We start from the raw sequence: 23,707 nt of genomic DNA, 5'->3' as shown, positions 1-23,707 counted from the left end.
GTGGTGGCATCAGCCATTTAACGCGTTGCTGAGCGTAGGCCGCTCAACGCGTGGCGCAGTAGTGTCAGCGCATGATCAATGTCGGCGTCGGTAGTGAAACGCCCAAAGCTGAAACGCAGTGATGAGAGTGCAAGGGCGCGCGGCGTACCAATTCCCAATAAAACATAGGAAGGGTCGACGCTAGCAGAGTTGCAGGCAGACCCAGTTGACACAGCAACATCGCGCAGCGCCATCAATAGAGATTCACCATCTACCCCTTGAAATGCCAGATTTAAAATATTGGGAACGGCATTTTCCAGAGGCGAGTTGGCGAAGACACCATCAGCATCTTCTAGCCCCTTTAGGAAGCGCTCGCGTAGCTGGGCGATATGCGCTTGATCTTCCTGATGGTGGTGTTGCATTAACGCAAACGCTTCACCCATGCCAGCAATTTGATGGGTAGGAAGTGTTCCAGAGCGCATGCCTCGCTCGTGGCCGCCGCCATGGATGAGTGCTTCTATGCGTATATCTGGATGGCGTTTGACGTAAAGTGCGCCTACCCCTTTGGGGCCGTAAGCCTTATGACCAGACAATGACATCAAATCAATCTGCTGTGCCGCTACGTCTAATGGGATGCGTCCAACGGCTTGGGCTGCATCGGTATGGAAAACGGCTCCAAATTCATGGGCAACCTCTGCTAACGCGGTAATATCATTGATGCTACCCAATTCATTATTAACCGCCATTAATGACACGAGCGCCGTGTCATCACGCATGGCTGCGCGCAACTGTTCAGGCGTTGTGCGTCCGTCTCGTCCTGGCGTGATCCACGTCACCTCGAAACCTTCGCTTTCTAAGGCGTTGGCAGTATCGACAATCGCTTTATGCTCAATGGTAGACGTTACCAAGTGCATGCCGCGCTCACGATTGGCGCGCATGTAGCCAATCAGCGCTAGATTGTTAGCCTCAGTGGCACCGCTGGTCCAAACCACTTCACGTGGGTCAGCGCCAATGGTGTCCGCTACTTGGCGGCGGGCCTGCTCTATCACCTGCTCCGCCTGCCAGCCCAACATATGGCTGCGCGAGGCAGGGTTGGCAAATAGCTGGTCAACGGTTAAGTAGCGCTGCATGACGTCAGCCACGCGGGTATCGACCGGCGTGGTCGCGGCATAGTCCAAATAAATCGGCAGCGAAGGTGAGGAGGTCATCGTCATAGAGTCCAACGTGCGGTGAAAGCCGTTAAGGGGATGAGGCGAGAATGCCTGCTTCTACGCGTTGCTTTTGCCGAGAGGCAATGCGCATAACATCGGGGCGCTGCATCAGTTGTGCAAGGCTGGTGTCATCCAGGAAATTACGAATTTGGCCTGACAGATCACACCACAGGTGGTGGGTTAGGCAGGTGTCGCCTTGTTGGCAGTCTGAAAGCCCTTGGCAGCGTGTTGCATCCACGGTCTCATTAACGGCATCAATCACTTGGGAAACACTGATATCTTCGGCTGGTTTAGCCAGCAAATAGCCGCCACCAGGACCGCGCACGCTGCTAACTAGGCCCGCTCGGCGTAGGCGTGCGAATAGCTGCTCAAGATAGGAGAGCGAAATTTCCTGACGCTGAGAAATATCCCCCAGGCTGGTAGGGCCTTGAGGGGTATTTATCGCCAAATCGAGCATGGCGGTAACGGCGTAACGGCCTTTAGTGGTCAAGCGCATGACAGGCACCTCGACGCTGAACCTCAGCGCACTTACGGCAAATGTAGCGCCATTATGGAAATCCTGAGTGCTTTGGTCAACTATTGCGCGATGTCGTTGAGTCAGATGACGAGTCAGCAGTTGTGTCAGGAGCTGTTTTCTGTGGGCTGGCTGCTACTGTCTCGGTTGTCCCAGCGTTGGCTTTTGGGTCGTGGCTGTGTTTGCCAACCCCTGGGCAGCCTGTATCGTTTTCGTCAAGAATGTCGGCGAAATCTTCATCCCGCAGGGCAGGTAGTTGGCCGTCGCGATAGTTGGCATCTAATTTACGCAGCGTTGAACACATACGCTCAATGCGCTCATCCACGGCGTGCATGTGGTCAAGCATTGCCTGCATCGAGCGTGCCACAGGGTCGGGCATGTCTTGGCTAACACCATAAGCATCGAAGCCGAATTTTTGGCAAATCGCTTCACGGCGAGCCGGGTCAACGTCTAACGCTTCTTCGACATCGGGGTCGGCGCGTTTAACGATTTTGCCAGGAATGCCAACCACTGTAGCGCCAGATGGTACTTCTTTGGTTACCACTGCGTTAGAGCCAATTTTGGCTCCCGCGCCAACGGTGAATGGACCAAGAATCTTGGCGCCAGCACCAACAATGACGCCATCTTCTAGCGTAGGGTGGCGCTTACCTTTATTCCAACTGGTGCCGCCCAAGGTAACGCCTTGATAAAGGGTGACGTTATTGCCAACTAACGCTGTTTCGCCGATCACTACGCCCATGCCGTGATCAATAAAGAAACGGCGGCCAATGGTGGCTCCTGGGTGGATTTCAATGCCGGTCAGCCAGCGGGAAAACGTCGATAGCGTTCGCGCTAACCATTTAAGGTTTTTCTTCCATAGCCAGTGGCTGCAGCGGTGAAGCAGCAGGGCGTGCAGGCCGGGATAGTTGGTCAGCACCTCAAGAAAGTTACGTGCCGCAGGGTCGCGGTCGAATACGCTATTAATGTCTTCACGCAGGCGTTGAAACATGGGTGATCCTTGGGCGTTAAAGGGCAGTAATCATAATTTCTTGGAATATGGTTAGGGCAATGTAGCGTTCAAAAAAGCGATGTTGGGGCGTACTGATGCGACTTCAAGTTTAGGCCGTTCAGGCTGCTAGCAGCGAGCAGCGTTAAGGACGGTGTTTATTCGCCGCTTTTTCGGTTGCCGAGAGAATGCCACGCAGAATGTTCATTTCCATTTTTTCTGGGCGAGCACGCAGATACAGGCGACGTAATCTAGCCATTAGTTGGCGCGGCTGTGCAGGGTCATGAAATTCAATAGCAATCAGCGTGCGCTCCAAGTGCTCAAAATAGCGCTCAAGCTCGACGTGGGTTGCTAGCGCATCATCGTCTTCGTGTGCGGTGCTGGCGGTATCCTGTTGGCTAAGCCATGCCATACGACACTCATACGCGATAACCTGAACGGCAGCGGCCAGGTTTAGCGAGCTAAAGTCCGCATTGGTGGGAATATGTACGTGGGCGTGACAACGCTGCAGCTCGGCATTGGTTAAGCCGCTGTCTTCACGGCCAAATACCAGGGCGACACGTGCATTGTCGGGCTGGCATTCACTGGGCAGCCGTTCGGCCAGCTCGCGGGGGGAGATCATCGGCCAAGGCAGCGTGCGCGAGCGGGCGCTGGCGCCCACGGCAAGCGTGCAGTCAGCAACAGCGTCTTCGAGGGCAGGGTGAACCTTTGCCTGGTGAAGCAAGTGGTCGGCTCCCGAGGCGCGGGAAATGCTGTCTTGGGCAATCACCTCACAGCGCGGTGCCACCAGGGCTAAGTCGGCTAAGCCCATGTTGTGCATGGCGCGGGCGACGCCGCCAATATTACCAGGATGGCTAGTGCCAATAAGAACAATACGGATGCGCTCAAGCATAATGGGCTCGGTAATCAAGTGCGGAAAACGCGCAGTTTAGCATGAGTCGATAGCATGCCCGAGGGGGCTCTGTTAGAATTGCGCGCCAAAGCAGTCCTGCCACTGCCTCCGTTCTTTAACATCACTGTGACAAGGCCCGATCATGAATCCTATGGTCCAATTTACGCTGCGCGCTGCGCGTGGCGCTGTTGAACACTTTTTACGTGTTCGTGAGCGCATTGAAAATGCTCACGATGAATTTAACCTCGACCGCTTGCTGGAAGACACCGCTCGCAAAGCAGAGGCTACCATTGTTCAGCAGCTGCAGCGTGGGTATCCCCTGCACGGCTTCAGTGGCCGCTATACGCCCCATAAAGCGGGTGAAGGCGAAGGCGCTGATATCGTCTGGAAGATTGAACCAATGCACGGCTATTCCAATTTAGCGGTGGCAGGTAAGGGCTTTGCTCTCTCAGTGGTGTGTCTCGTGAAAGGTCGTCCTGAGCATGCGGTCATTATTTGCCCGTTCGCCGATGACGAATATATCGCCAGCCGCGGTCGCGGCGCTCAGCACAACGACAAGCGCATGCGTGTAAGCAAACCTACCGCCATTAGCGGTACGCGAATAGCGATGAGCCTGCCTGAAACTTGGTTGCGCCCAAGTCATTTGTCAGCTTACCTGACCATTACTCAACAATTAGCGCCCCAAGTAGAAGCCATGTTGGCTTCTGGTAGCGGCCTGCTGGATATTTGTGAACTCGCCTGTGGCCGTGTGGACAGTGTTTTTGTACTGGGCCTTGAAGAGCAGGATATGCAGGTGGGGACGCTATTGCTGAAAGAGGCTGGTGCGTTGATGGGCACGCCTGATGGCAAGCCGACAGTGAATGCTGAAGGCCAGCTAATGGCCGCTGGTCCGCGACTGTACAAGGCCTTGATTAAACAATTGGCACCGCATTTTTAAACGTTTAAAAATGATGTAATTAAAAAGCCCTGCTGGTGAAAACCAGCAGGGCTTTTTGTTGTGCGCCAATCAAAGCGCTGGCGCGATAGAGCCGCTGTTTAAGGTAGCTCTTCTTCCTCTTCGTCCACTTCTTTCTTCGTGGGGATAAGGTCTTCCCGTGAAAGCCTAAGCGGGATCAGTAGCGCGCCTGAGATATAAATTGATGAGAACGTACCCACCACGATGCCAATCAGCAGCGCAATAGCGAAGTTCTCAATCATATCGCCGCCCAATAGCAACAGCGCCAGCAGCACCAGTACGGTAGTGCTAGAAGTGGCGAGCGTGCGGGACAGCGTGGCATTGATCGCTTCGTTGAAGATTTGCGGCATATCATCAATACGCGATGTGCGAATAGACTCGCGGATACGGTCATACACAACAATTGTGTCGTTTAGCGAGTAGCCGATAACAGCCAAAATCGCTGCCAGTACAGTGAGATCGAAGTCCAACTGAAACAGCGCAAAAATGCCAACAACGATGATGACATCGTGTAGCAGAGCCAGCAGGGCACCAAGCGCAAACTTGTATTGAAAGCGAAAAGCAACGTAAAGCATTACCACGCCCAATGCCACCAGAAGGCCTAAGCCGCTTTGGTCGCGTAGCTGGTCGCCGACCTGTGCGCCGACAAACTCGGCTCGTACAAGATTAACGCTATCGCCACTGGCACGTAGCAAGCTGACGACTTCGTTGCCGACATCAGCATCGAACGCCTGCTGAAGACGGATAAGTATCTCAGTTGATGCCCCAAACGTTTGTACCGACACATCTTGGAAGCCACTGTCTTCGAGCAATTGACGAATCGCGTCTAAGGAAGGTGCTGCGCCATAGCGCACTTCCACCAGCGTACCGCCAGTGAAGTCCAGCCCAAGGTTTAGCTGCTGAAAAATAATCGCGCCAATCGAGATGATTAGCAGCACGGCAGAGACGACAAACGCAAGGTTGCGCCGCCCCATAAAGTCGATTCGCAGTTGTGATAGGGGTTTCATTACCACCTCTTAAATTCTGGGCTAAGCACGTGGTTCAGATCCATGCTTTTCAAATCTATGCCATTTAGATCCATGCGTTTAAATCCACAGCTTTTTGACGGGTTTGCTGCCATAGGTCAGGTTGACCATGGCGCGCGTCACCAGCAGTGCCGTGAACATGGATGTCAAAATGCCAATGGAGAGCGTAACGGCAAACCCTTTCACCGGGCCGGTACCAATCGAGAACAGAATCACTGCTACCAGCAGTGTGGTGATATTGGCATCCACGATAGAGGTGAAGGCGCGCTCGTAGCCCGCATGGATTGCTTGCTGAATCGACATGCCGTTGCGTAATTCTTCGCGTATGCGTTCGAATATCAGGACGTTGGCATCAACTGCCATGCCCAGCGTAAGCACGATCCCGGCAATGCCTGGTAGCGTTAACGTGGCGCCCAGCATCGACATAACAGCGACGAGTAGCGTTAAGTTAAGCGCCAGGGCAATGTTGGCAAACACGCCAAACACTTTATAGCGTACCAGCATAAACAGAACGACCAGCAACAAGCCGATTTGAACCGATAGCAGGCCACGTTCAATGTTCTCGGCACCCAGGCTTGGGCCAATGGTGCGTTCCTGCACAAAGTAGATAGGTGCAGCCAGTGAGCCAGAGCGGAGCAGAAGGGCAAGCTCAGCAGCTTCAGTCGGTGAGTCTAAGCCGGTGATGCGGAAGCTGTTGCCCAATGCGCTTTGGATGGTGGCAAGACTGATCAAGCCGCGTTCGACGTAAGGTTCACGAACGATGGTCTCTGCGCCGGTCTCTGGATCGATTTCAACACGGTCTTCGCTTTTATGCTCAATGAACAACACCGCCATGTTGCGACCGATGTTAGTCCGCGTGGCGCGGTTCATTAGCGTACCGCCGGTGCCGTCCAGGTTAATGTTGACCTGTGGGCGACCATTTTCATCAAAGCTATTGCTGGCACTGGATACGCTATCACCAGTAATAATGACATCGCGCATCAGCTCTGCCGAGCGTGTTGGGTCATTACGGAATTCGAGGCGCTCGGTTTCCGATTCAGGCGTGTCATTACGCGCTTCCAGGCGAAACTCTAGGTTTGCCGTCGCGCCGACAATGCGCTTTGCAGCCACGGTATCTTGAACGCCGGGCAGCTCAACCACGATTTGGCTAGGACCTTGGCGTTGAACCATCGGCTCAGCCACACCCAGCTCGTTCACACGGTTACGTAGCGTGGTTAAGTTTTGATTGATCGCATAGTCCTGAATCTCGTTAACCGTTTGGTCGCTGAGCGTCATGACTAGGTTGGCGGCGCGGCCATCGCCTTCAGTGCTATATTCAAAATTAGGAAAGTCGCGGCTAATCAAGCGTCGTGCGGTATCGCGATCTTCTGTACTTCCGAAGCCGATTGAAAGCGAGCGCTCGTCGATGGTGGTATTGCGATAGCGAATGCGCTCTCCACGCAGCAGTTCGCGCATGGCGCTGGCATTCACTTCTAAACGCTGGGTAAGAGCGGCGTCCATATCCACTTCAAGTAAGAAGTGCACGCCTCCGCGTAAATCGAGGCCCAGCGTCATGGGGGATGCGGAAAAGGCTTGCAGCCAACCAGGGGTGGCGTCAGCGAGGTTGAGCGCGACAGTGCCGTCACTACCCAATACATCAGAGGCAATATCACGGGCATCAAGTTGGTCATCGTCACTTTGTAGGCGAATCAGCCATTGGCCATTCGCTTCTTCAATGGCTTTAATGGCGATATCGCTGTCGATGAGTGCTTCTTCAACGCGGGATATTTGCCGTTCATCCAGCGAGTCGCCCTGGGCATCGCTAACCTGGATGGCGGGATCTGCGGGGAATAAATTGGGAAGCGAATAGATAAGGCCAACCACCAGGACGACCAGTATCAGCAGATACTTCCACAGGGGGTAACGGTTGAGCATGCAAGCCCTGCCTTCAATTACAAACGGAATTGCTGTGCACGGACAGACCGCGCACAGCAAAGTTCACCATCGTGGCTACCATGTCACCCCTGCCGGGGTGGCTGGCACTGGATCGGCAGGGGGGAGAAGCAGGCGTTAGATGGACTTAATAGTGCCTTTAGGAAGTACGGCAGCAACGGCATTTTTCTGCACGTTAACTTCGGTGCCTTCAGATACTTCCAGCGTCAGGAACTCATCATTAACTTTGGTAACACGACCAACAAGGCCGCCACCGATGACGACTTCATCGCCTTTAGCCAAGCCGGTAACCAGCTGTTTGTGCTGCTTAGCGCGCTTTGCCTGGGGGCGCCAAAGCAGGAAGTAAAAAATCAGCACAAAACCAACCAGCATAACAATTTGCGCGATGCCACCGCCGGCAGCGGCTTCTTGGGCATGGGCTGGTGAGATGAAGAAATCCAGCATTGCAGAGAACTCCTGGGTTAGAAAACTCAATGGGTGAACCGATTAAACCACCCGCCAATGGCGGATGGCGATTAATTCGCTAGGGGAGGCACTGGCAGGCCGCGCTGGGCATAAAAGCCTTCCACAAAGGTCGTCAATGTACCCGCTTCGATTGCCGCGCGCAAATCAGCCATTACCCGCTGGTAGTAGCGTAAGTTATGGATGGTATTGAGCATGGAACCCAGCATTTCGTTGCAACGATCCAAGTGGTGCAAATAGCCCCGTGAGAAATTCTTACAGGTATAGCAGTCACACTCGGCATCAAGCGGTCGGGTATCGAAGCGGTGCTTGGCGTTACGGATCTTGACCGTACCCTCTGAGGTAAACAGGTGACCGTTGCGTGCATTACGGGTAGGCATCACGCAATCGAACATGTCGACGCCGCGGCGCACGCCCTCTACCAAGTCTTCTGGTTTGCCAACGCCCATCAGGTAGCGAGGGGTGTCGTCCGGCATCCATGTCGGTAGATAATCAAGCACCTTGATCATCTCTTCTTTGGGTTCGCCTACCGACAGACCGCCAATGGCTAAGCCATCAAAGCCAATGTCGAGCAGCCCTTTTAGTGAGCGTTCGCGAAGTTCAGGGTGCATGCCGCCTTGAATAATGCCGAACAGCGCTGAAGGTGAGTCACCATGAGCATCGCGTGAGCGTTTCGCCCAACGAAGTGAAAGCTCCATGGATTTTTCGGCTTCTTCAAAGGTGGCTGGGTACGGCGTGCACTCGTCGAAAATCATCACCACGTCAGAGCCCAACGAGCGCTGCACGGCCATGGATTCTTCCGGCCCCATAAATACCTTGCTGCCATCGACTGGCGAACGGAAGTGAACGCCTTGCTCGGTAATTTTGCGCATTTCACCCAAGGAAAAAACCTGGAAGCCGCCGGAGTCGGTCAGGATCGGTTTGTCCCATTGGGCAAAGTCATGCAAGTCGCCATGGGCTTCAATAACGTCGGTGCCTGGGCGCAGCCATAGGTGAAAGGTATTGCCGAGAATGATTTCTGCGCCAATCTCTTTCACGGAGTCAGGTGTCATGCCCTTCACCGTGCCGTAGGTACCCACCGGCATAAAGGCAGGGGTTTCGACGGTGCCGCGGGGGAAGTGCAGGCGCCCCCGGCGCGCACGGCCATCGTCGGCTAGGCGCTCAAAGCGCATAAAGCATTCGTTTCGCATCTAAATAACTCGTCAATAATCGGTTAAGGCGCTGGGCGTATCGTGTCTAGCGGGTCAGCAGCATGGCATCGCCATAACTAAAGAACGCGTAGCGCTCGTCAACTGCCGTGTGGTATGCCCGCATCATGTGGTCATAGCCTGCAAACGCGGAGACCAGCATCAGCAGGGTCGACTCGGGCAGGTGAAAGTTGGTAATTAGGGCATCCACACAGCGCCACTCATAGCCAGGGTAGATAAAGATATCGGTGTCGCCGCTGTAGGGGGCGATCTGGCCGTCGTTACTTTTCAGGCAAGCGCTTTCTAAGCAGCGCACGCTAGTAGTGCCGACAGCAATGACCCGTTTTCCAGCGGCCTGAGTGTCGCGAACTTTTTGACAGGCGTCCTCAGAAACCTCAATCCACTCGCTGTGCATGTGGTGTTCGAGGATGTTGTCGACGCGCACAGGCTGAAAGGTGCCAGCGCCGACGTGCAAGGTCACAAAGGCACTGTTAATGCCTTTCTCTGCCAGGGCATCCAGCAACGGCTGGTCAAAGTGAAGCCCCGCGGTAGGCGCTGCTACTGCGCCGTCGCGGCGGGCGTACACGGTTTGATAGCGTTCCCGATCACTCAGCTCATCGTCACGGGTGATATAGGGTGGCAGTGGCATATGGCCGTGCTTTTCAAGCAGCGCAATCATGGGCGTGTCGCCTAAAAAGCGCAGCTCAAAAAGCGCATCGCGACGGCCTTCAACCACCGCATGAATATCGCCTTCAAAGATCAGTTCGGTGCCAGGTTTGGGCGATTTGCTCGAACGGATATGCGCTAAACCACGGTGGCTATCCAACGGACGCTCCAGCAGCATTTCTACTTTACCGCCGCTAGCTTTGTGGCCGTGCAAGCGTGCTGGAATGACACGCGTATCATTGAATACCAGCAAGTCGCCGGGTTCGAGTAGCTCAAGTAAATCAGGAAATCGACGATGCTCGAGTGCGCCGCTTTGACCATCCACACATAGCAAACGGCAGTCGCTGCGCTGCTCAGAAGGGTAGCGAGCAATTAGCTCGTCGGGTAGCTCGAAATGAAAATCCGCGCGCTGCATGGAAATGGCTCTTATCAGTGGTCAAACAGGCGGCATAGGATAGCGCTTTAGATAGATAAAGTCAGTCAATGTGATTGACCTGTGAGGTTATCTACGTATAATGCGCAGCCATTGCCGGTGTGGCGGAATTGGTAGACGCAGCGGATTCAAAATCCGCCGCCTTTACGGGTGTGCCAGTTCGAGTCTGGCCACCGGCACCAAATTCAAGGGCTTAGCGATTTATCGCTAGGCCCTTTTTTGTGCCTGCTTTTTACGATCCCTTTTCATCTGGCCGCGCTTTTCGGCTGATTCCATTGCTTGCTACCGCGTTTCGGTAGTGGCGATGCGTCTAATGCTCTGTTACCGCTATATAACCAGTCTTTTTCAGGGTTTGGCTAACACTTCTTTGTGGAATACTTAAGCCTATTTTTCTAATGCGCTTGGTAAGCACGGTGTGTGCAGGCGCGTGGGCGATGTACGCCAACCGGATATAAAAACGATTAGGCGCCAAGCGCCTGCGAACTTTCAGTGGAGAAGTGCTCAATGGCGATATCATCAGCCGATATTCTTAAGTCGACCCAGCCTGGTGTGATGAACGGCCACTTGCTCAATGGCGTCAGGGTGAGTTCAGTGGGCTCCCAGGGCGACTGGCAAGCGTTCGCTGACACCCAAGAGGGTGTGGCGCGCATAGAAATACCGGCTGATCCGCAGGCACGCCTTGCTTTCGTTCGCCGTTGGATGGCGAAAAACCAAAAAGTGTTAAAGCATGGTGGAATGGCGGCAACGCTGGTTCTACCGCTGATGGCTCAGCAGGCGATGGCAGATGACATGGTTGCTGTTAATGACCTGCAAGGGGTTGATGAGGTTATTCGCCAACCTAATGGCAGCCTGACATTGGTAATGGATAACGGCCAGCGTATTTACCTAGCGGCTGCGGATGTTGAGCTTGAAGGCGGGCGCGTGGTGGTCGATATCACGGCGCTTATGGAAAAGCTGGATGCCGACAGCGGCCTTCTTGTGCCGTTAAGCCAGTTGCCCAATGTGCAGACATGGGAGCTGTTGCCCGATGGTAATGTAATGATTACCCGTGCTGATGGCTCACTGTTGCTCGTGGAGCGTGGCGCTGTGGTTCAACAGGGCGATCTTTTGTTGATCAGCCCGAGCAGTGCGTTGCAGCAAGGTGTGGCAGAAAGCACTGACTTTGGCACGCTGCTCTTTGTGCCTAGTGCGTCTTTTTCACCTAGCGTTAGCGGCAACGAAACCACGCCAAGTAATACAAGTGCCACAAGCGGTAGCAGCACCCCAGTTAGCTCTTTTGGTGAGATTCCACCTTGGCTTTACATCGGTGGCGGTGCGCTGGCGTTAGGAGCTGCTGCAGCTGGCGGCGGGGGAGGTGGTGGTTCCTCAACACCGCCTGCACCAGAACCACCCACGATCAGCGGCTATGTGATTGATGGCTATATTGCTGGTGCCACCGTTACTCGTGCCGTTAACGCTAATCAAGTGGAAACCGATAATAGCGGTTTCTTCAGTGGCCTGCAGGGCAGCGGTATCTTGACTGCCACAGGTGGCGTTGACATTGCCACTGGGCTGCCCTTCAACGGGGTGTTGCGAGCGCCAGAAGGTGCCACAGTGATCACGCCGTTGACCACCATGATGGTTCAGCTATCGGCGCAGTTTGATGTCAACGATGCTACGTCGCAAAGTGTGATTAAAACCGCGTTGGGGCTAGATGAGCGCGTTGATTTGCTGACTACCGACCCACTGGGAGAAGACTCTGCTAGCGTTGAGTTGCTTGTCGCGGGTGTTAAAGTTGCTGGCTTGCTAGCGATGGCCAACAGTGCGGGTATTAGCAGTAGCGACGCGCTTTCACTACTTGCCAACGCACTCAATCAAGCCAATGAAGCGGGTCGTGAGCTGACCAATCAGCAAATGGCTGATGCATTAGGGCTGCCTTCTATCGCCGGTCAGGTAAAGCAAGCACTAGACGCTATTGATAACGCGGGGGCGGACGTCAACCTTGATGCTTATCGAGACGGCGACAGCAACCCACTTCGCGATGCTCAACAAGCGGTTCAAAACCCCAACAGCGATCTTTCCAATACGATTGATGTTCGCGCTGATCTTCCTTATCTCACGCTTCAAACCGCGGTTAATCTTGCGCAAAAAGGAGACTTGCCCTCTCAGTACTTGATCAACCCTGATCAGTCGTTCTCTGCGGGCACGTTGGGATTGACCGTCGCCGCTGACCGTTTAGCGCTGGTGGAGAAGATCTTAGCAGGTGATTACGATGTTGGAACGGCGCCTATCGAGCTTTCCGACATTTACACTTGGTCAATTCGCGCTAGCGTCGAAGATGTGTTGGTGACTGGCGGTTTGGAGCGCCCCGCCGTTTTAGGTGCTGAGCGCGTTACGCTAACGGATGAAACGATCCGGCCGGACCAGTTTGCAGACTTGAATACGCTGGATAACTTTGTACTTGGCAGCACGGTGGTGCCTTACACGCTTGAAGAGGCGCTGAAAACGGCAGAAATGCCCGCAAACTACACGTTAGATCCAGAAACGCCGTTTGTTAATAATGAATTAAGCCTGCGTGAAGCGGCAGAGCTTATTGATGAAACACGGCTGTTAACAGATCGCGCGCTGAACACTGGGGATGATGGTTTAACACGCGAGATGTTGTTGAACTGGACCATCCTCGATAGTTTTGACAACGTGATAGACGCTTCCAGCGCTGACCCGCAGCTTAATGAAGCCCGCCGTGTCAGCGTCACAGAAGCCGTCATTACGCCAGAGCAATTTAAGCAGCTCGATGCGCTGAGCAATTTCGAGCTAGGTGCCACAGAAGTAGGCTATACGCTTGCACAAGCCCTCGATGCAACACCGCTGGCCAGCAACTACATCATTGATCTCGATGCTCCCCTTGATGTCGGTACCGTGACTGTCGCACAAGCAGCTTCAGCCTTTGCCGATGTTTCGCGGGTTTTGGAAGGTGCCAACAATCAACCGCCACTGACGCTATTTCAGTGGGCCGTGAGTGATAGTGCTAGTGCCATTATTGCGGATATCAACGATGGCCACGTCGCTGGCGCTAACCCCGTCACTATTAGTGATCGTGCGATAACCGTCGGTGAATTTGATCAGCTTAATACGTTGGATAACTTCCAGCTAGGCGACACCGTTGTGGGCTACACCTTGGCACAAGCAATCGCTGCCGACGTGCTTGCCGAAAACTACGAAATCGCCCAACAACCGCCCTTTAATGCGGGCAGTGTTAGCGTGTTGAAAGCAGAAGATACGCTCGCGACCGTAGACAACATTCTGGCGAATGCGCTGAACCCAGAAACGCCCAATGTCGATCAACTCTTCAACTGGACAGTGCTTGATACGGTTGGCGCTATTTTGGATGCGGGTGATGTTGCCCATTTACTGCGTGCCAATGCCGTCAACGTTAGCGATGGTGTGATTACCTTAGCGCAGTATGAAGCCCTAACAGGACTTCAGAGCAATTACGTACGCACCGGAGAAACTGTTGAGTACACGTTGTCGGAAGCCATTGAAGCTGAAGATGCTGGCTCGTTGCTCACCAATTATGCGATTAATTCTGAGGCCAGCCGTCAGGGTGGCGAGCTCACCGTGGCAGACGCGCGGGAACAGTACCTCCAGATCGATGCGTTAGTAGAAAACGCTGAAAACAGTGAGGAGCTGCGCGAAGTTTTGCCGTTTAGCTGGGTAGTGGTCGATAACGCCAATACTATCATTGGCGATATTGCCGAAGATCACGTGATGCTGGCGGACCAAGTGCGTGTCGCCAATGCGGGAATTAATCAATCCCAGTACGAACGCTTGGCCATGTTAGATAACTTTGAACTGGCTGCCACGGTTGTTCGCTACACCTTAGAAGGTGCTATCAGTACAGACATTGAGCTGGCGGATAACTATCAAATTGCGCCAGAAGCTTACAGCCCAGGAGAACTTAGCGTTGCTGGTGCTAGTTCTGAGCTTGCCCGTGTTGAAGACATTATCAGCGGTGCCAATAACGCCGATGGGCTAGACGCTAATGAGCTGTTTGATTGGGTGATTAATGATACTGCTGAGGCGATTTTAGCCGTTGAGCAAGGTGCATTGCATATCGCTCTTGCTGATGAACTTCGTGTCACCGACCAAGCGATTACCATTGTTCAATACAATGCGCTGCTAGCGATTGAAAGCAATAACGCTGGGTATCAGCGTGGCGACGAACAGGTGGAGTACACGCTAGCGCAGGCGTTTAGCGTCGGTATCGACGATGTCGTGGCTAATTACATTATTAGTACTGGCGCGTTATTTGCCCCACAACCATTGACCGTACAGTCTGCTATCAATGATCTGGCCGCTGTGCGCCAACTGCTAGATAGCGCCGAAAACGCGCCCAATCTCGGCAATGTTTATACCTGGAGCGTGCTTGATAGTTATACCAATATCCAGGCGCAGTTAAGGGCTAATCTTCCAGATGGGTTGCAGCTTGCGGATACCATTCAAGTCACTAACCTCACCTTAACCGCAGCGCAATATGAGCGTTTGGATACGACGCTGAACAACTTTAGCTTAGGTGATACGACCGCAGTAACCTACGCCGATATTAGCGATGCGTTGCGTGCCGAAGAGGCCGATCTGCTCGCACCAGCAGGACGTTTTAGCCTGCTAGATAACAAAACAGCCCTGGTAGAGACCTTAACCGTCGCAGAATCCGCCGATACCTTGGCAAACATCCGGACGGTTTTGGAAGCGGCTAATGGTCTCGAAAATAACAATGAAACCGTTCAAGCCCTGTTCGACTGGACGGTAAGCGACACGGCTGACAACGTTATTCGTGCGATCAATCAGGGCCATATAACGTTGGCTGGCAATGTCGTGATTACGGATGATCAAATCACCTACGCGCACTATCAGTCGTTGATGACTCTAGGCAACTATCAGTATGCCGATGACCCCATTGAGGTGCTGTACACCCTAGAAGAAGCATTAGAGATCATTGACGAAGAGGGTGTTGAAAGTCTCAATAAAGATCCAGGCGATAACAGTGTGGGTTATCGTATTGCTGATGAAGAGCTGTCCGTGGGTACCTTCACCGCTGCTGACGTTAAACCGTTGGTGGATAAGGCGCTATCTGCATTGGCAAATGCCAATGGGCCCACGCCTTCGGTGAACGCATTACTGAAGTGGACGGTTGTTGATACGGCAGCTGCCTTGCTAGAGGCTCAGGCTGGCACCGAATTCCCGCTGCATATTACCGGTGCGGAGCAGGTGTCGGTTAATAACGATATTCTAGCGATTGCCGATTTACAGCGTTTACAACGGTTAGATAATTTTGAGCTTGGCGATACGCCAGTGCGGTTTATTTTAACCAGCAACTTAACGCTGAATCAGATTGAAAGCATTGCCAATAGCTATGAAATTACGCCAAGTAATATTGAATTGCCGAATTTCCTACTGGCTACGGTTGCTGATGCTGAAGCTCGATACCAGTCAGTTCAGGCGATTGTGGATGGCGCGCTAAACAGCCGCAATGTCAGTGTGGAAATGCTTCAGACCTGGAGTATTACCGATGCTCAGGCGGCTAATCTATTGGTGGCAAGTGAAGAGGCGTGGGTAACGGGCGCAGCTAACATCAGCTTGCAGTTGGGAGCTGATGAGCTTCTGACCGCCGAGCAGTACGAGGCGTTTGTTGCGCTAGGCAACGTGTCGCTCGATAGCGTAGAGGTGGGTTACTCCTTACAAGAAGCGGTTGCCGTAATAAATGCCGGAGAGGTATTGCCTGCCAGCTCCGATGAGCGTCCGGGTAGTTACCAAGTGCTGGCTGACCAGCCTTTCGATGCTTCCTCGTTAACCGTAGCGGAAGGTGAGCAGCTGCTAGCCACCGTTGCCTCCATTATGGCAGGTGCCAACAATGCCGCTGAGCTAGACCGCGAAACGCTGCTGAACTGGGTGATAGAAGATAGTGTTCAGCAGCTCATGGAGGCTATCGATAGTGACGTGCTGTTAGCGGCGAGTAGTGTGCGCGTCAATACTGATGAGATCGGTTATCAAGATTTTGAAGTACTCAGCGAGCTAGAGAACTTTGACCAAACAGGGCTAACGGTTTCTTACCCTCTGGCAGACCTAGTGCAGCGCTTTATCAGTGGAGGAAGCATCCCTGAAAACTACTCGCTGGATACCGCTCAAAGCGCATTTTTCGATGCTGGATTGCTGGATGTTCGCGCGGCCGAGGAGCTGTTTGTCACCGCCAGTACGCTGCTGGACGGCGCGGTAAATAACGACGTGCCTCTCTCCTCGCTAACCTCATGGGTAGTGCAGGACACTTATAGCAATATCTACACGCTTAATGTCGCAGGCAATGGTGGTGTACCAGCTGAATTTCTGGTCAATGATGCCGCAAGCATTGTCGTCATTGATGACCCGCTTGAGAGTGACGCCGAGCAGGATCTGAATATTGCCTTTACGGTCAATGGTTACACGCATCAGCCGGGTGCCGAAGCCGGTGGTAGCGTTGATCAACTCGCCCAAACCTTTACGGTGGATGGTCAGCCTGGTAGCGAGGTGATGAGCATCACCGATTTCCGCGTCGGCAATGTGCCAGGTGCCGACGAGCTACGTGTTGACCTGACCGCCGAGGAGTTTGCAGCACTGCGTGGCGAAGGCGCAGGACTTGTTATTAGCGAGGAGGTGCAAACGCTAGATGTTAACGACGCCTTCGCCGTGTTCACAACTGCTGAATTCGAGAGCGGCGTTGATTGGCTCGATCAGCTTGGCCTGGAAAGCGGTGATGTGGTGTACCTCTTGGCGGGTGATGGTAGTACGCAAGAGATCGCCGATGACGCGCTGCTGCAACGTGTCGAAGCACTTTCAAACAGTGCGTTTGAAACTGACACGCTAGCGTCGTTCGAGAATATTAATCTTGGCGACTTTGATAACGTTAACTGGAATACCAATTACAACACGATTGCCTAATGACTGTGTGAAGGCGGTGTTGGCTAGTTTGGCGGAGACCGTCTTTCAAACGTCGATTTAGCTGTTTGTAAAATTGTTTTACGTATTAAAGAAAGCGTTAGCCAAGCGTTGGCGCTTTCTCGCTTTTCTATGGTCAGCCGTTTTATAGTGCAATCGTCAACGTAGAACCAAACGGTACGTCCATGGACCAGTTTGAGCTGCATAATCGCAATTTAGCCCCAGAGCAGGTGTCTCACTCCCACGATTTTCACCAGTTAATACTGGCGACGTGTGGCGTGACTGAGCTTGCTATGGAAGGGCAGAGCGAGCGCGTCACGGCACGCCGTGGCTGCTTGATTCCATCGTCTCGACATCATGAGTACCAAGGCGATGGCAGTAACCGCACGCTGGTGCTGGATATTCCGGTGAAGCACTTGGCCGTGTTGGAGAAAGGCAGTGAAATCGAGCGGCTGTTCGATAAGCCGCGTTTTTTCACCGTGCCTCCGGCGCTTAATCAGCTTACCCATGCCTTGACGCATCAGTTAGAGCAGTGTCCCGCGCTACAAAATGAAATTGCCGTGCTGCTGCTTCGAGCGCTGTATATGTACCTCCAAGATGAGCCGAAGCAAGTTGCTGATCAGATTGGCGTGCGTTGTATCAGTGAGCGGCTGGATCTAGAAAGGCTGGATGCTTGGCTGGATCAGCACTTGGCGGACGATATTCGGGTTGAGCAATTAGCCGCATTATGTGCGCTAAGCCCTGGCCATTTTCATGCTTGCTTTCGTGAGCTAACCGGTGTGACACCCTTAGCGTATGTTCAGCGCAGGCGGCTTGAACACGCGCGTACGTTGGTTAGGCACAGCGCGCTAAGCCTGGGCCATATTGCCATGCTGGTTGGCTTCCGCGACCAAGGTAGCTTTTCACGCGCCTATCGGCGCTACTTTGAGATTGCCCCCTCCTCAGATCGCTAGCCTACCCGCGATCAACAATGCCCGGCACGTTTCAACACTTACGGGCAAATTTCCCAGAGTTTCGGGCAAGCACGCCGCTCATCATCATCGTAGTCTCAAGAGGATTCCCACCTTCCTTGGAGAGACACCATGAGCGTTACCTATCAAGACAGCAATGCCCGTATGAGCCAAGTCGCGATTCACAACGGCACCGTTTATCTCGCCGGCCAAGTGCCTAGTGATGCAACGGCTGACATGCGTGGCCAGACGGAGCAAGTGCTCGCGCGCATTGACCAACTGTTAGCTCAGGCAGGCACCTCGAAAGAGCAGCTTATCTCGGCGCAAATTTGGGTCACCAGCATGGCTGAGTTCGATCAAATGAATGCTGCCTGGGATGCCTGGGTTGTGCCTGGCCGCCCACCCGTACGTGCAGCGGTTGAAGCCAAGCTTGCTAAGCCGGAATGGAAAGTAGAAATCATGGTTGTTGCTGCGCTGCCGGAGGCTTGATATGCGGGTTGTGTCTGCGGCGGAAGTGGAACGCTATCTTACCTGGAAAGGTTTGATTAAGCGGCTACATACCACCTTTGTGAACGGCGTTGAATCTCCGCCACGCCATCATCACGCGATGCATCGCCCCGACGGTGAAGCCACCATGCTGCTAATGCCTGCCTGGGAGCCAGCAGGCTATATTGGCGTCAAAATGGTCAATGTGTTTCCCCAAAATGCACAACACAATATTCCTGCTATTTCAGGGCTGTATTTGCTTAGTGAAGGCAAGCATGGCCAGCCACTGGCCTGCATTGATGGCAGCGAACTAACGCGCCGCCGCACAGCGGCTGCTTCTGCCTTGGCGGCGCAGGCGCTGGCCAGCGAGACAGCAGAAACGCTACTGGTTGTGGGTACTGGCAAGTTGGCTCCTATGGTCATTGAAGCTCATGCCAGCATTCGACCGATCAAACGTGTCCTGGTGTGGGGCAGAAATCCTGAGAAAGCTTCTGCTATTGCTGAGGCCTATGCGGATCGTTTTGACACCCAGGTCGTTAGCGATCTGCAAGAAGCGGTTGTGCAGGCTGATATTGTCAGCTGCGTCACGCTCTCCACAGAGCCTTTAATTAAAGGTGAGTGGTTAACACCGGGCACGCATGTTGACCTAATTGGTGCCTTCCGCCCCCAAATGCGCGAAACCGATGCTGAGTGTCTGCGTCGATCTGCCGTATTTGTGGATACCTACGCAGGGGCTAAGGGTGAAGCTGGCGATATTCTTCAGGCAATCGACGAAGGTGCGTTCCGTTTCGAGGATATCAAGGCCGAGCTTGCCGAGGTGCTTGTGGGAACTAAGCCAGGCCGACGCTCTGCAGAGGCCATCACGCTGTTTAAGTCAGTTGGCGCATCGCTTGAAGACTTAGCGGCGGCCATTGAAGTGTGGGAGGCCATTAACCAGTAACTCACAGAGAGCCGAGTAACTAACAGAGAGCCGTCACGTTCGTCTTCTACGGCTTTAACAATAACGACAATAAAGCGATCGCTTACGAGTGGAAACGCCAGTCATAACGCAAACCAGCTAATAACCAAAACGAGGTAAGTTATGAAACCTACACAGTCTTTTTTATTCGCTGCCATGGCCACGCTGCCACTGGCGATTGCCAGTGCCACCGCCCAGGCGCAGTCCTATGAAATGGTCATCGCTACCCAACTGCCAGAGGATATGAAAAATAACGAAATCTATCCTGCCCTGGTGCATTTCAAAAACCTTGTGGAAGCACGCACCGATGGAGACCTTGAAGTCTCTATTTTTGGCGGTGGTCAGCTAGGCTCAGAAGTAGAAAACGGCTCAGAAGTGCAGGGCGGCCGCACGCTGCAATCGACCATTATGTCAGCGGGTGCGATGTCATCGTTTTATGGCGACTATCAAGCGGTAACGGCGCCATTTTTGTTTACCAGTTGGCGTCAAGCGTGGAGCTTCTTTGACAGCGAATGGTTTGCTGACTTTATGTCTGGCACCGTTGAAGACGCCAATATGCGCTACTTAGGTACGTTCGATGATGGCGGCGGTTTCGTGGCCTTCACTAACAACGTGCGCTTGATTGAGACCATGGAAGATCTAGAAGGGCTCAATATCCGTACCGAAGAGAACCCAGCTCACGTGGCTATCATGCGCTCACTTGGTGCTTCTGCCACGCCCCTCCCTTGGGGTGAGCTGATTACTGCCCTTGAAACGGGGCTGGCGGATGGCCAATTTAACGCTCCCGTGTTGAATACCACGTTCAACTTTGATGCGGTAACGGACTACACCACCCTGACAGGGCATGTATACAACAGTGCCCCTTGGGTCGTCAGTGAATCCTGGTATCAGTCGCTACCGGAAACGCATCAACAGGCGTTAATCAGCTCTGCCCGCGAAGCGATTCAACTGAGCCACGGTATGTCTGGTGCGCTTGCCACCGCCAGTTGGGTAGAGTCCTGCGAACGCTTTGAAGCTTGCTACCTAATGCCCGATGCCGAGCGGGAACGGATGGCAGAGGTTGCCCGTCCCGCTTGGAAAGAGTGGATCGTCGATGACTTCGGTATGGATGAAGCCCGCGTGCAGGGGCTACTTGACGAAGTCGAGCGGGTTGGTCAGCAGCTTGCAGATGATGATCTGCGCATTTACGGCCAGTAAGACTTAGCGACGGACAAACGCTGGGGTAGCACGCCTGCCCCAGCGTGAGGAATCACGATGAGCGTTTTACTCCCGTTACGCCGCCTGAGTGATCACGTCAATCAGGTGGCAATTGTGGTATGCGTTGGCTGTATTTTATCGATGCTGGGCATTTCTTTTACCGCCTTTCTCTACAAGCTGTTTACCGGCAGCACGCTGAGCTGGACCTATTCACTGGCCCGGCTTTTTTTGCCATGGATAGGCTTTCTCTCAATGACCATTTCACTGCGTTATGGCGAGCATGTAGCGATGACGCTGCTAGTGCGTAGCCTGCCCAGAATCATGGTGAAAATAGCGGCGGTGTTGTGTCTGGCGGTCCTCGGCTTATTTGCACTCATGCTTACTTGGTATGGCTGGGGCTACTTCACCAACGCGACGCAGGTTTACATGGTGTCGGATCAGATCCGCATTCCTAGCAAAGTGACGGCCATTGTTGTTCCTATCAGCGGCCTGATTATGTTGCTGCATCTCGTTCACGGCTTTGCACTGCTTGAGCACTTTACAAGCGAGCATGAGGTGATTGATGAGCTTCTTGAGAGTTCTGAAGGGGAGACCCGGCCATGACGCCTACTATTATTGTATTTGTGCTGTTGCTGTTTATTGGTGCTCCCGTGGCGGTTGTCATGGCTATGTCAGGACTGGCTGGGGGGTTCTCCCTGGGCGGAGAGCGCATGCTCGGTATCATTGCCGACCGGATGTTTTCAGGGGTTTCAGGGTTTTTGTTAATCGCGGTGCCTTATTTTATTTTTACCGCCGAGCTAATGAATCAGGGTGGACTAACTCACAAGTTGATTGCGTTTAATAATTCATTGTTTGGCCGTGTTCGGGGTGCACTTTCCCACGTCAATATTTCGGTATCGGTGTTTTTTGCCGGGTTAACCGGTGCTGCTGTCACTGACACCGTGGCAATCGGCAAAATCATGATTCCCGAAATGAAAAGGCAGGGTTACGACGCTGAGTACGCGGCAGCCGTTACGGCGTGTTCATCGATTATTGGGCCGATTATTCCACCCAGTGTGGTGATGGTGGTATATGCCACCCTGTTGCGTGATATTTCGGTGATCGATCTTTTCGCGGGCGGCATTATTCCTGGGCTTTTGATGGCGTTGGCGCTGTTATGTGTGAGCTTTTTCCTGGCCTGGAAACGGGGTTATCCCAAACAGGCACCTACGCCGTTTAAAGTAGCGCTGATGTCGTTTGTCGTTGCGCTGCCTGCCATGGTGGTGCCACTGATTATTTTGGGTGGCATTCTGTCGGGCTTAACCACCATCACTGAAGCCTCTGGGTTTGCGGCGGTGTATGCCATCGTGATTGGCGTCGTATTTTACCGAAATCTCACTTGGCGAAAAATTTGGGACGCGCTGGTTGTGACCGTGCGCTTCTCCGGCGTGGTGTTTTTCTTGCTCGCTACCTCGGCGGTACTGGGCTGGTTTGTAACACGCTCAGGAATTGCCAGAGACGCTGCTGGGCTTATTACCACCTTCAGTGATGCCGCATTCCTACAGTTAATGCTGGTGTGCTTGCTACTGTTGGTGATTGGTACGGTGATGGATGTGCTACCTGCGCTCGTAGTGGTAGCGCCCGTACTTGTGCCAGCCATGATTCAGCTGGGTTTTGACCCGTTGCATTTCGCCATATTGATGATTGTGGTGCTCAACGTTTCCAATGTGACGCCCCCCGTGGGGATGACGCTGATGACGGCCGCCCGAATAGCCGAAGTGCCTTATGAGCGAGCCATCGTGGCATCACTACCATTTTATGTAGCGTTCATTGGCGTTATTGTGCTGTTAGCGGCATTTCCAGCGCTTTCAACTTGGATTCCTTCACTACTTTAAAAGGTGGATAGCAACACATGAAGTGCTTTTACCATCCTGACCAGGACTACCATGCGCCGCCGACCTTTCTGTTGCGCGGCCAGCCAGCGCCTTCGCCGGAGGGGCCGGTACGCGCTGAGCTGCTAAGCAAAGGGTTGGCGGCGGCTGGTTTGAGCCTGACTGAACCTAGTGAAACCGACTCGCCGACGCTGCGGAAACGTCTAGAGCAGATTCATACGCCGCGCTACTTACGCTTTCTGGAAACGATTTATGAGCGTTGGCAGGCGCTGCCTAATGCAGCGGCGCTGGTGGCACCGAACGTTCACCCTTGCGGCGGTGCGCGCCACTATCCTGATCACCCGATTGGCCAGACGGGCTGGCATTTGCACGATATGGCCTGCCCGTTAAGCGAAACAAGCTTTCAAGGGGCGCTGGCCTCGGCAGCGACAGCCGTGGCTGCGACGGAGGAGGTAATGAGCGGGGCCCCACGTGCTTACGCCTTGTGCCGCCCACCGGGTCATCATGCGGGGCCGGATAACGCGGGTGGCTTCTGTTTGTTGAATAACGCTGCTCTGGCTGCCAGCGTGCTGCGTGAGAAATTTGCCAAAGTAGCGATCATTGACGTGGATTTGCATCACGGTAACGGTACTCAGGATATTTTCTATTCCCGCGGGGATGTCTGGACCGGCTCTGTACACGTCGACCCGAGTGATTTTTATCCCTTCTTCTGGGGTGGCGTGGACGAGATAGGGTGCGAAGAGGGTGAAGGTGCCAACGTCAACTTACCTTTGCCCTTGGGCAGTGATGGCGGGACCTATCTTAACGCGGTGGCCACGCTGATTGAGCAGCTCAACCGTTACCAGCCAGAGGCGGTCGTGGTGTCTTTGGGGCTGGATATCCATAAGGATGATCCGCTTGCTGGGTTCAGCGTGGAAACGGAAGCCTTTGTGGCATTGGGTGAGCAGTTGAGCGCCTTATCGCAGCCCACCGTGGTGATTCAAGAGGGCGGCTATCCGACCGAATATCTCAGCGCTAACCTTGCCGCCTTTATGCGCGGTTATCAGAGAAGTTGAG

Annotated in this window: 18 protein-coding genes and 1 tRNA gene; 10 read left to right on the top strand and 9 right to left on the bottom strand. The window is 53.6% G+C overall.

The genetic code is table 11. From position 1 onward, the window contains the following. Nucleotides 1-17 precede the first annotated feature (17 nt). From L1X57_RS02420 to trmJ, 4 genes are all read right to left on the bottom strand, one after another. The gene (locus tag L1X57_RS02420) at nucleotides 18-1,187 is read right to left on the bottom strand and encodes an aminotransferase class V-fold PLP-dependent enzyme (protein ID WP_234667898.1); all 1,170 of its coding nucleotides are present in this window, start codon (nucleotides 1,185-1,187) and stop codon (nucleotides 18-20) included. A 31-nt stretch (nucleotides 1,188-1,218) separates the two neighbouring features. Next, nucleotides 1,219-1,686, bottom strand: a complete 468-nt coding sequence (gene iscR / locus L1X57_RS02415; protein WP_009722121.1) for a Fe-S cluster assembly transcriptional regulator IscR — start codon at nucleotides 1,684-1,686, stop codon at nucleotides 1,219-1,221. A 76-nt stretch (nucleotides 1,687-1,762) separates the two neighbouring features. Continuing rightward, entirely contained in the window at nucleotides 1,763-2,692 is a 930-nt protein-coding gene (gene cysE, locus L1X57_RS02410; RefSeq protein WP_009722122.1) for a serine O-acetyltransferase, read from the bottom strand. Nucleotides 2,693-2,834: 142 nt separating this feature from the next. Further along, complete coding sequence (gene trmJ / locus L1X57_RS02405; protein WP_009722123.1) at nucleotides 2,835-3,581, bottom strand: tRNA (cytosine(32)/uridine(32)-2'-O)-methyltransferase TrmJ; 747 nt, start codon at nucleotides 3,579-3,581, stop codon at nucleotides 2,835-2,837. A gap of 142 nt (nucleotides 3,582-3,723) precedes the next feature. Here trmJ and L1X57_RS02400 point away from each other — a divergent pair, with 142 nt between their 5' ends. Continuing rightward, entirely contained in the window at nucleotides 3,724-4,518 is a 795-nt protein-coding gene (locus L1X57_RS02400) for an inositol monophosphatase family protein (protein WP_009722124.1), read from the top strand. A gap of 98 nt (nucleotides 4,519-4,616) precedes the next feature. On the opposite strand, the gene secF is transcribed toward L1X57_RS02400, so the two are convergent. From secF to queA, 5 genes are all read right to left on the bottom strand, one after another. Then, complete coding sequence (secF, locus tag L1X57_RS02395) at nucleotides 4,617-5,543, bottom strand: protein translocase subunit SecF (protein WP_009722125.1); 927 nt, start codon at nucleotides 5,541-5,543, stop codon at nucleotides 4,617-4,619. A 78-nt stretch (nucleotides 5,544-5,621) separates the two neighbouring features. Beyond that, nucleotides 5,622-7,475, bottom strand: a complete 1,854-nt coding sequence (gene secD / locus L1X57_RS02390) for a protein translocase subunit SecD (protein WP_009722126.1) — start codon at nucleotides 7,473-7,475, stop codon at nucleotides 5,622-5,624. 135 nt (nucleotides 7,476-7,610) lie between these two features. Next, complete coding sequence (gene yajC, locus L1X57_RS02385) at nucleotides 7,611-7,937, bottom strand: preprotein translocase subunit YajC (protein WP_009722127.1); 327 nt, start codon at nucleotides 7,935-7,937, stop codon at nucleotides 7,611-7,613. A 71-nt stretch (nucleotides 7,938-8,008) separates the two neighbouring features. After that, a complete protein-coding gene (tgt, locus tag L1X57_RS02380) occupies nucleotides 8,009-9,127 on the bottom strand; it encodes a tRNA guanosine(34) transglycosylase Tgt (RefSeq protein ID WP_442786594.1) in 1,119 nt (372 codons plus the stop codon). 64 nt (nucleotides 9,128-9,191) lie between these two features. Further along, nucleotides 9,192-10,223 (bottom strand): tRNA preQ1(34) S-adenosylmethionine ribosyltransferase-isomerase QueA, encoded by a 1,032-nt coding sequence (gene queA / locus L1X57_RS02375; protein WP_009722129.1) that lies wholly within the window; start codon nucleotides 10,221-10,223, stop codon nucleotides 9,192-9,194. Between the two features lie 113 nt (nucleotides 10,224-10,336). Between queA and L1X57_RS02370 the strand changes: the two genes are divergently transcribed. The 9 genes from L1X57_RS02370 (at nucleotide 10,337) to L1X57_RS02330 (ending at nucleotide 23,706) form a co-directional block, all read left to right on the top strand. Continuing rightward, nucleotides 10,337-10,423 (top strand) — tRNA-Leu (locus tag L1X57_RS02370). Nucleotides 10,424-10,745: 322 nt separating this feature from the next. Beyond that, entirely contained in the window at nucleotides 10,746-17,192 is a 6,447-nt protein-coding gene (locus L1X57_RS02365) for a hypothetical protein (RefSeq protein ID WP_009722130.1), read from the top strand. Between the two features lie 182 nt (nucleotides 17,193-17,374). Then, on the top strand, nucleotides 17,375-18,142 hold the full coding sequence (locus L1X57_RS02360; RefSeq protein WP_009722131.1) for a helix-turn-helix transcriptional regulator: 768 nt from the start codon (nucleotides 17,375-17,377) through the stop codon (nucleotides 18,140-18,142). Between the two features lie 129 nt (nucleotides 18,143-18,271). Further along, nucleotides 18,272-18,628: a RidA family protein gene (locus L1X57_RS02355; protein ID WP_009722132.1), complete on the top strand. Its 357-nt coding sequence runs from the start codon at nucleotides 18,272-18,274 to the stop codon at nucleotides 18,626-18,628. A gap of 1 nt (nucleotide 18,629) precedes the next feature. Next, nucleotides 18,630-19,565 (top strand): ornithine cyclodeaminase family protein, encoded by a 936-nt coding sequence (locus L1X57_RS02350; RefSeq protein WP_009722133.1) that lies wholly within the window; start codon nucleotides 18,630-18,632, stop codon nucleotides 19,563-19,565. Between the two features lie 141 nt (nucleotides 19,566-19,706). Beyond that, nucleotides 19,707-20,780, top strand: a complete 1,074-nt coding sequence (gene dctP / locus L1X57_RS02345) for a TRAP transporter substrate-binding protein DctP (RefSeq protein WP_009722134.1) — start codon at nucleotides 19,707-19,709, stop codon at nucleotides 20,778-20,780. Between the two features lie 57 nt (nucleotides 20,781-20,837). Then, on the top strand, nucleotides 20,838-21,383 hold the full coding sequence (locus L1X57_RS02340) for a TRAP transporter small permease (RefSeq protein ID WP_009722135.1): 546 nt from the start codon (nucleotides 20,838-20,840) through the stop codon (nucleotides 21,381-21,383). After that, nucleotides 21,380-22,654 carry a TRAP transporter large permease gene (locus L1X57_RS02335; protein ID WP_009722136.1) on the top strand — a complete coding sequence of 425 codons (1,275 nt, stop codon included), beginning with the start codon at nucleotides 21,380-21,382 and terminating at the stop codon, nucleotides 22,652-22,654. The genes L1X57_RS02340 and L1X57_RS02335 overlap by 4 nt, the downstream gene beginning before the upstream one ends. Nucleotides 22,655-22,671: 17 nt before the next feature. After that, entirely contained in the window at nucleotides 22,672-23,706 is a 1,035-nt protein-coding gene (locus L1X57_RS02330; RefSeq protein WP_234667894.1) for a histone deacetylase family protein, read from the top strand. Nucleotide 23,707 lies beyond the last annotated feature (1 nt).

Origin of the sequence: Halomonas sp. TD01, assembly GCF_923868895.1 — a bacterium.
Classification (GTDB): Bacteria; Pseudomonadota; Gammaproteobacteria; order Pseudomonadales; family Halomonadaceae; genus Vreelandella.
This window is presented reverse-complemented; position numbering and strand designations above follow the sequence as displayed.

Excerpts from the sequence above, each read along its gene's own strand:
- L1X57_RS02420 (WP_234667898.1), bottom strand. The coding sequence starts at position 1,187 with ATGACCTCCTCACCTTCGCTGCCGATTTATTTGGACTATGCCGCGACC.
- iscR (WP_009722121.1), bottom strand. The coding sequence starts at position 1,686 with ATGCGCTTGACCACTAAAGGCCGTTACGCCGTTACCGCCATGCTCGAT.
- cysE (WP_009722122.1), bottom strand. The coding sequence starts at position 2,692 with ATGTTTCAACGCCTGCGTGAAGACATTAATAGCGTATTCGACCGCGAC.
- trmJ (WP_009722123.1), bottom strand. The coding sequence starts at position 3,581 with ATGCTTGAGCGCATCCGTATTGTTCTTATTGGCACTAGCCATCCTGGT.
- L1X57_RS02400 (WP_009722124.1), top strand. The coding sequence starts at position 3,724 with ATGAATCCTATGGTCCAATTTACGCTGCGCGCTGCGCGTGGCGCTGTT.
- secF (WP_009722125.1), bottom strand. The coding sequence starts at position 5,543 with ATGAAACCCCTATCACAACTGCGAATCGACTTTATGGGGCGGCGCAAC.
- secD (WP_009722126.1), bottom strand. The coding sequence starts at position 7,475 with ATGCTCAACCGTTACCCCCTGTGGAAGTATCTGCTGATACTGGTCGTC.
- yajC (WP_009722127.1), bottom strand. The coding sequence starts at position 7,937 with ATGCTGGATTTCTTCATCTCACCAGCCCATGCCCAAGAAGCCGCTGCC.
- tgt (WP_442786594.1), bottom strand. The coding sequence starts at position 9,127 with ATGCGCTTTGAGCGCCTAGCCGACGATGGCCGTGCGCGCCGGGGGCGC.
- queA (WP_009722129.1), bottom strand. The coding sequence starts at position 10,223 with ATGCAGCGCGCGGATTTTCATTTCGAGCTACCCGACGAGCTAATTGCT.
- L1X57_RS02365 (WP_009722130.1), top strand. The coding sequence starts at position 10,746 with ATGGCGATATCATCAGCCGATATTCTTAAGTCGACCCAGCCTGGTGTG.
- L1X57_RS02360 (WP_009722131.1), top strand. The coding sequence starts at position 17,375 with ATGGACCAGTTTGAGCTGCATAATCGCAATTTAGCCCCAGAGCAGGTG.
- L1X57_RS02355 (WP_009722132.1), top strand. The coding sequence starts at position 18,272 with ATGAGCGTTACCTATCAAGACAGCAATGCCCGTATGAGCCAAGTCGCG.
- L1X57_RS02350 (WP_009722133.1), top strand. The coding sequence starts at position 18,630 with ATGCGGGTTGTGTCTGCGGCGGAAGTGGAACGCTATCTTACCTGGAAA.
- dctP (WP_009722134.1), top strand. The coding sequence starts at position 19,707 with ATGAAACCTACACAGTCTTTTTTATTCGCTGCCATGGCCACGCTGCCA.
- L1X57_RS02340 (WP_009722135.1), top strand. The coding sequence starts at position 20,838 with ATGAGCGTTTTACTCCCGTTACGCCGCCTGAGTGATCACGTCAATCAG.
- L1X57_RS02335 (WP_009722136.1), top strand. The coding sequence starts at position 21,380 with ATGACGCCTACTATTATTGTATTTGTGCTGTTGCTGTTTATTGGTGCT.
- L1X57_RS02330 (WP_234667894.1), top strand. The coding sequence starts at position 22,672 with ATGAAGTGCTTTTACCATCCTGACCAGGACTACCATGCGCCGCCGACC.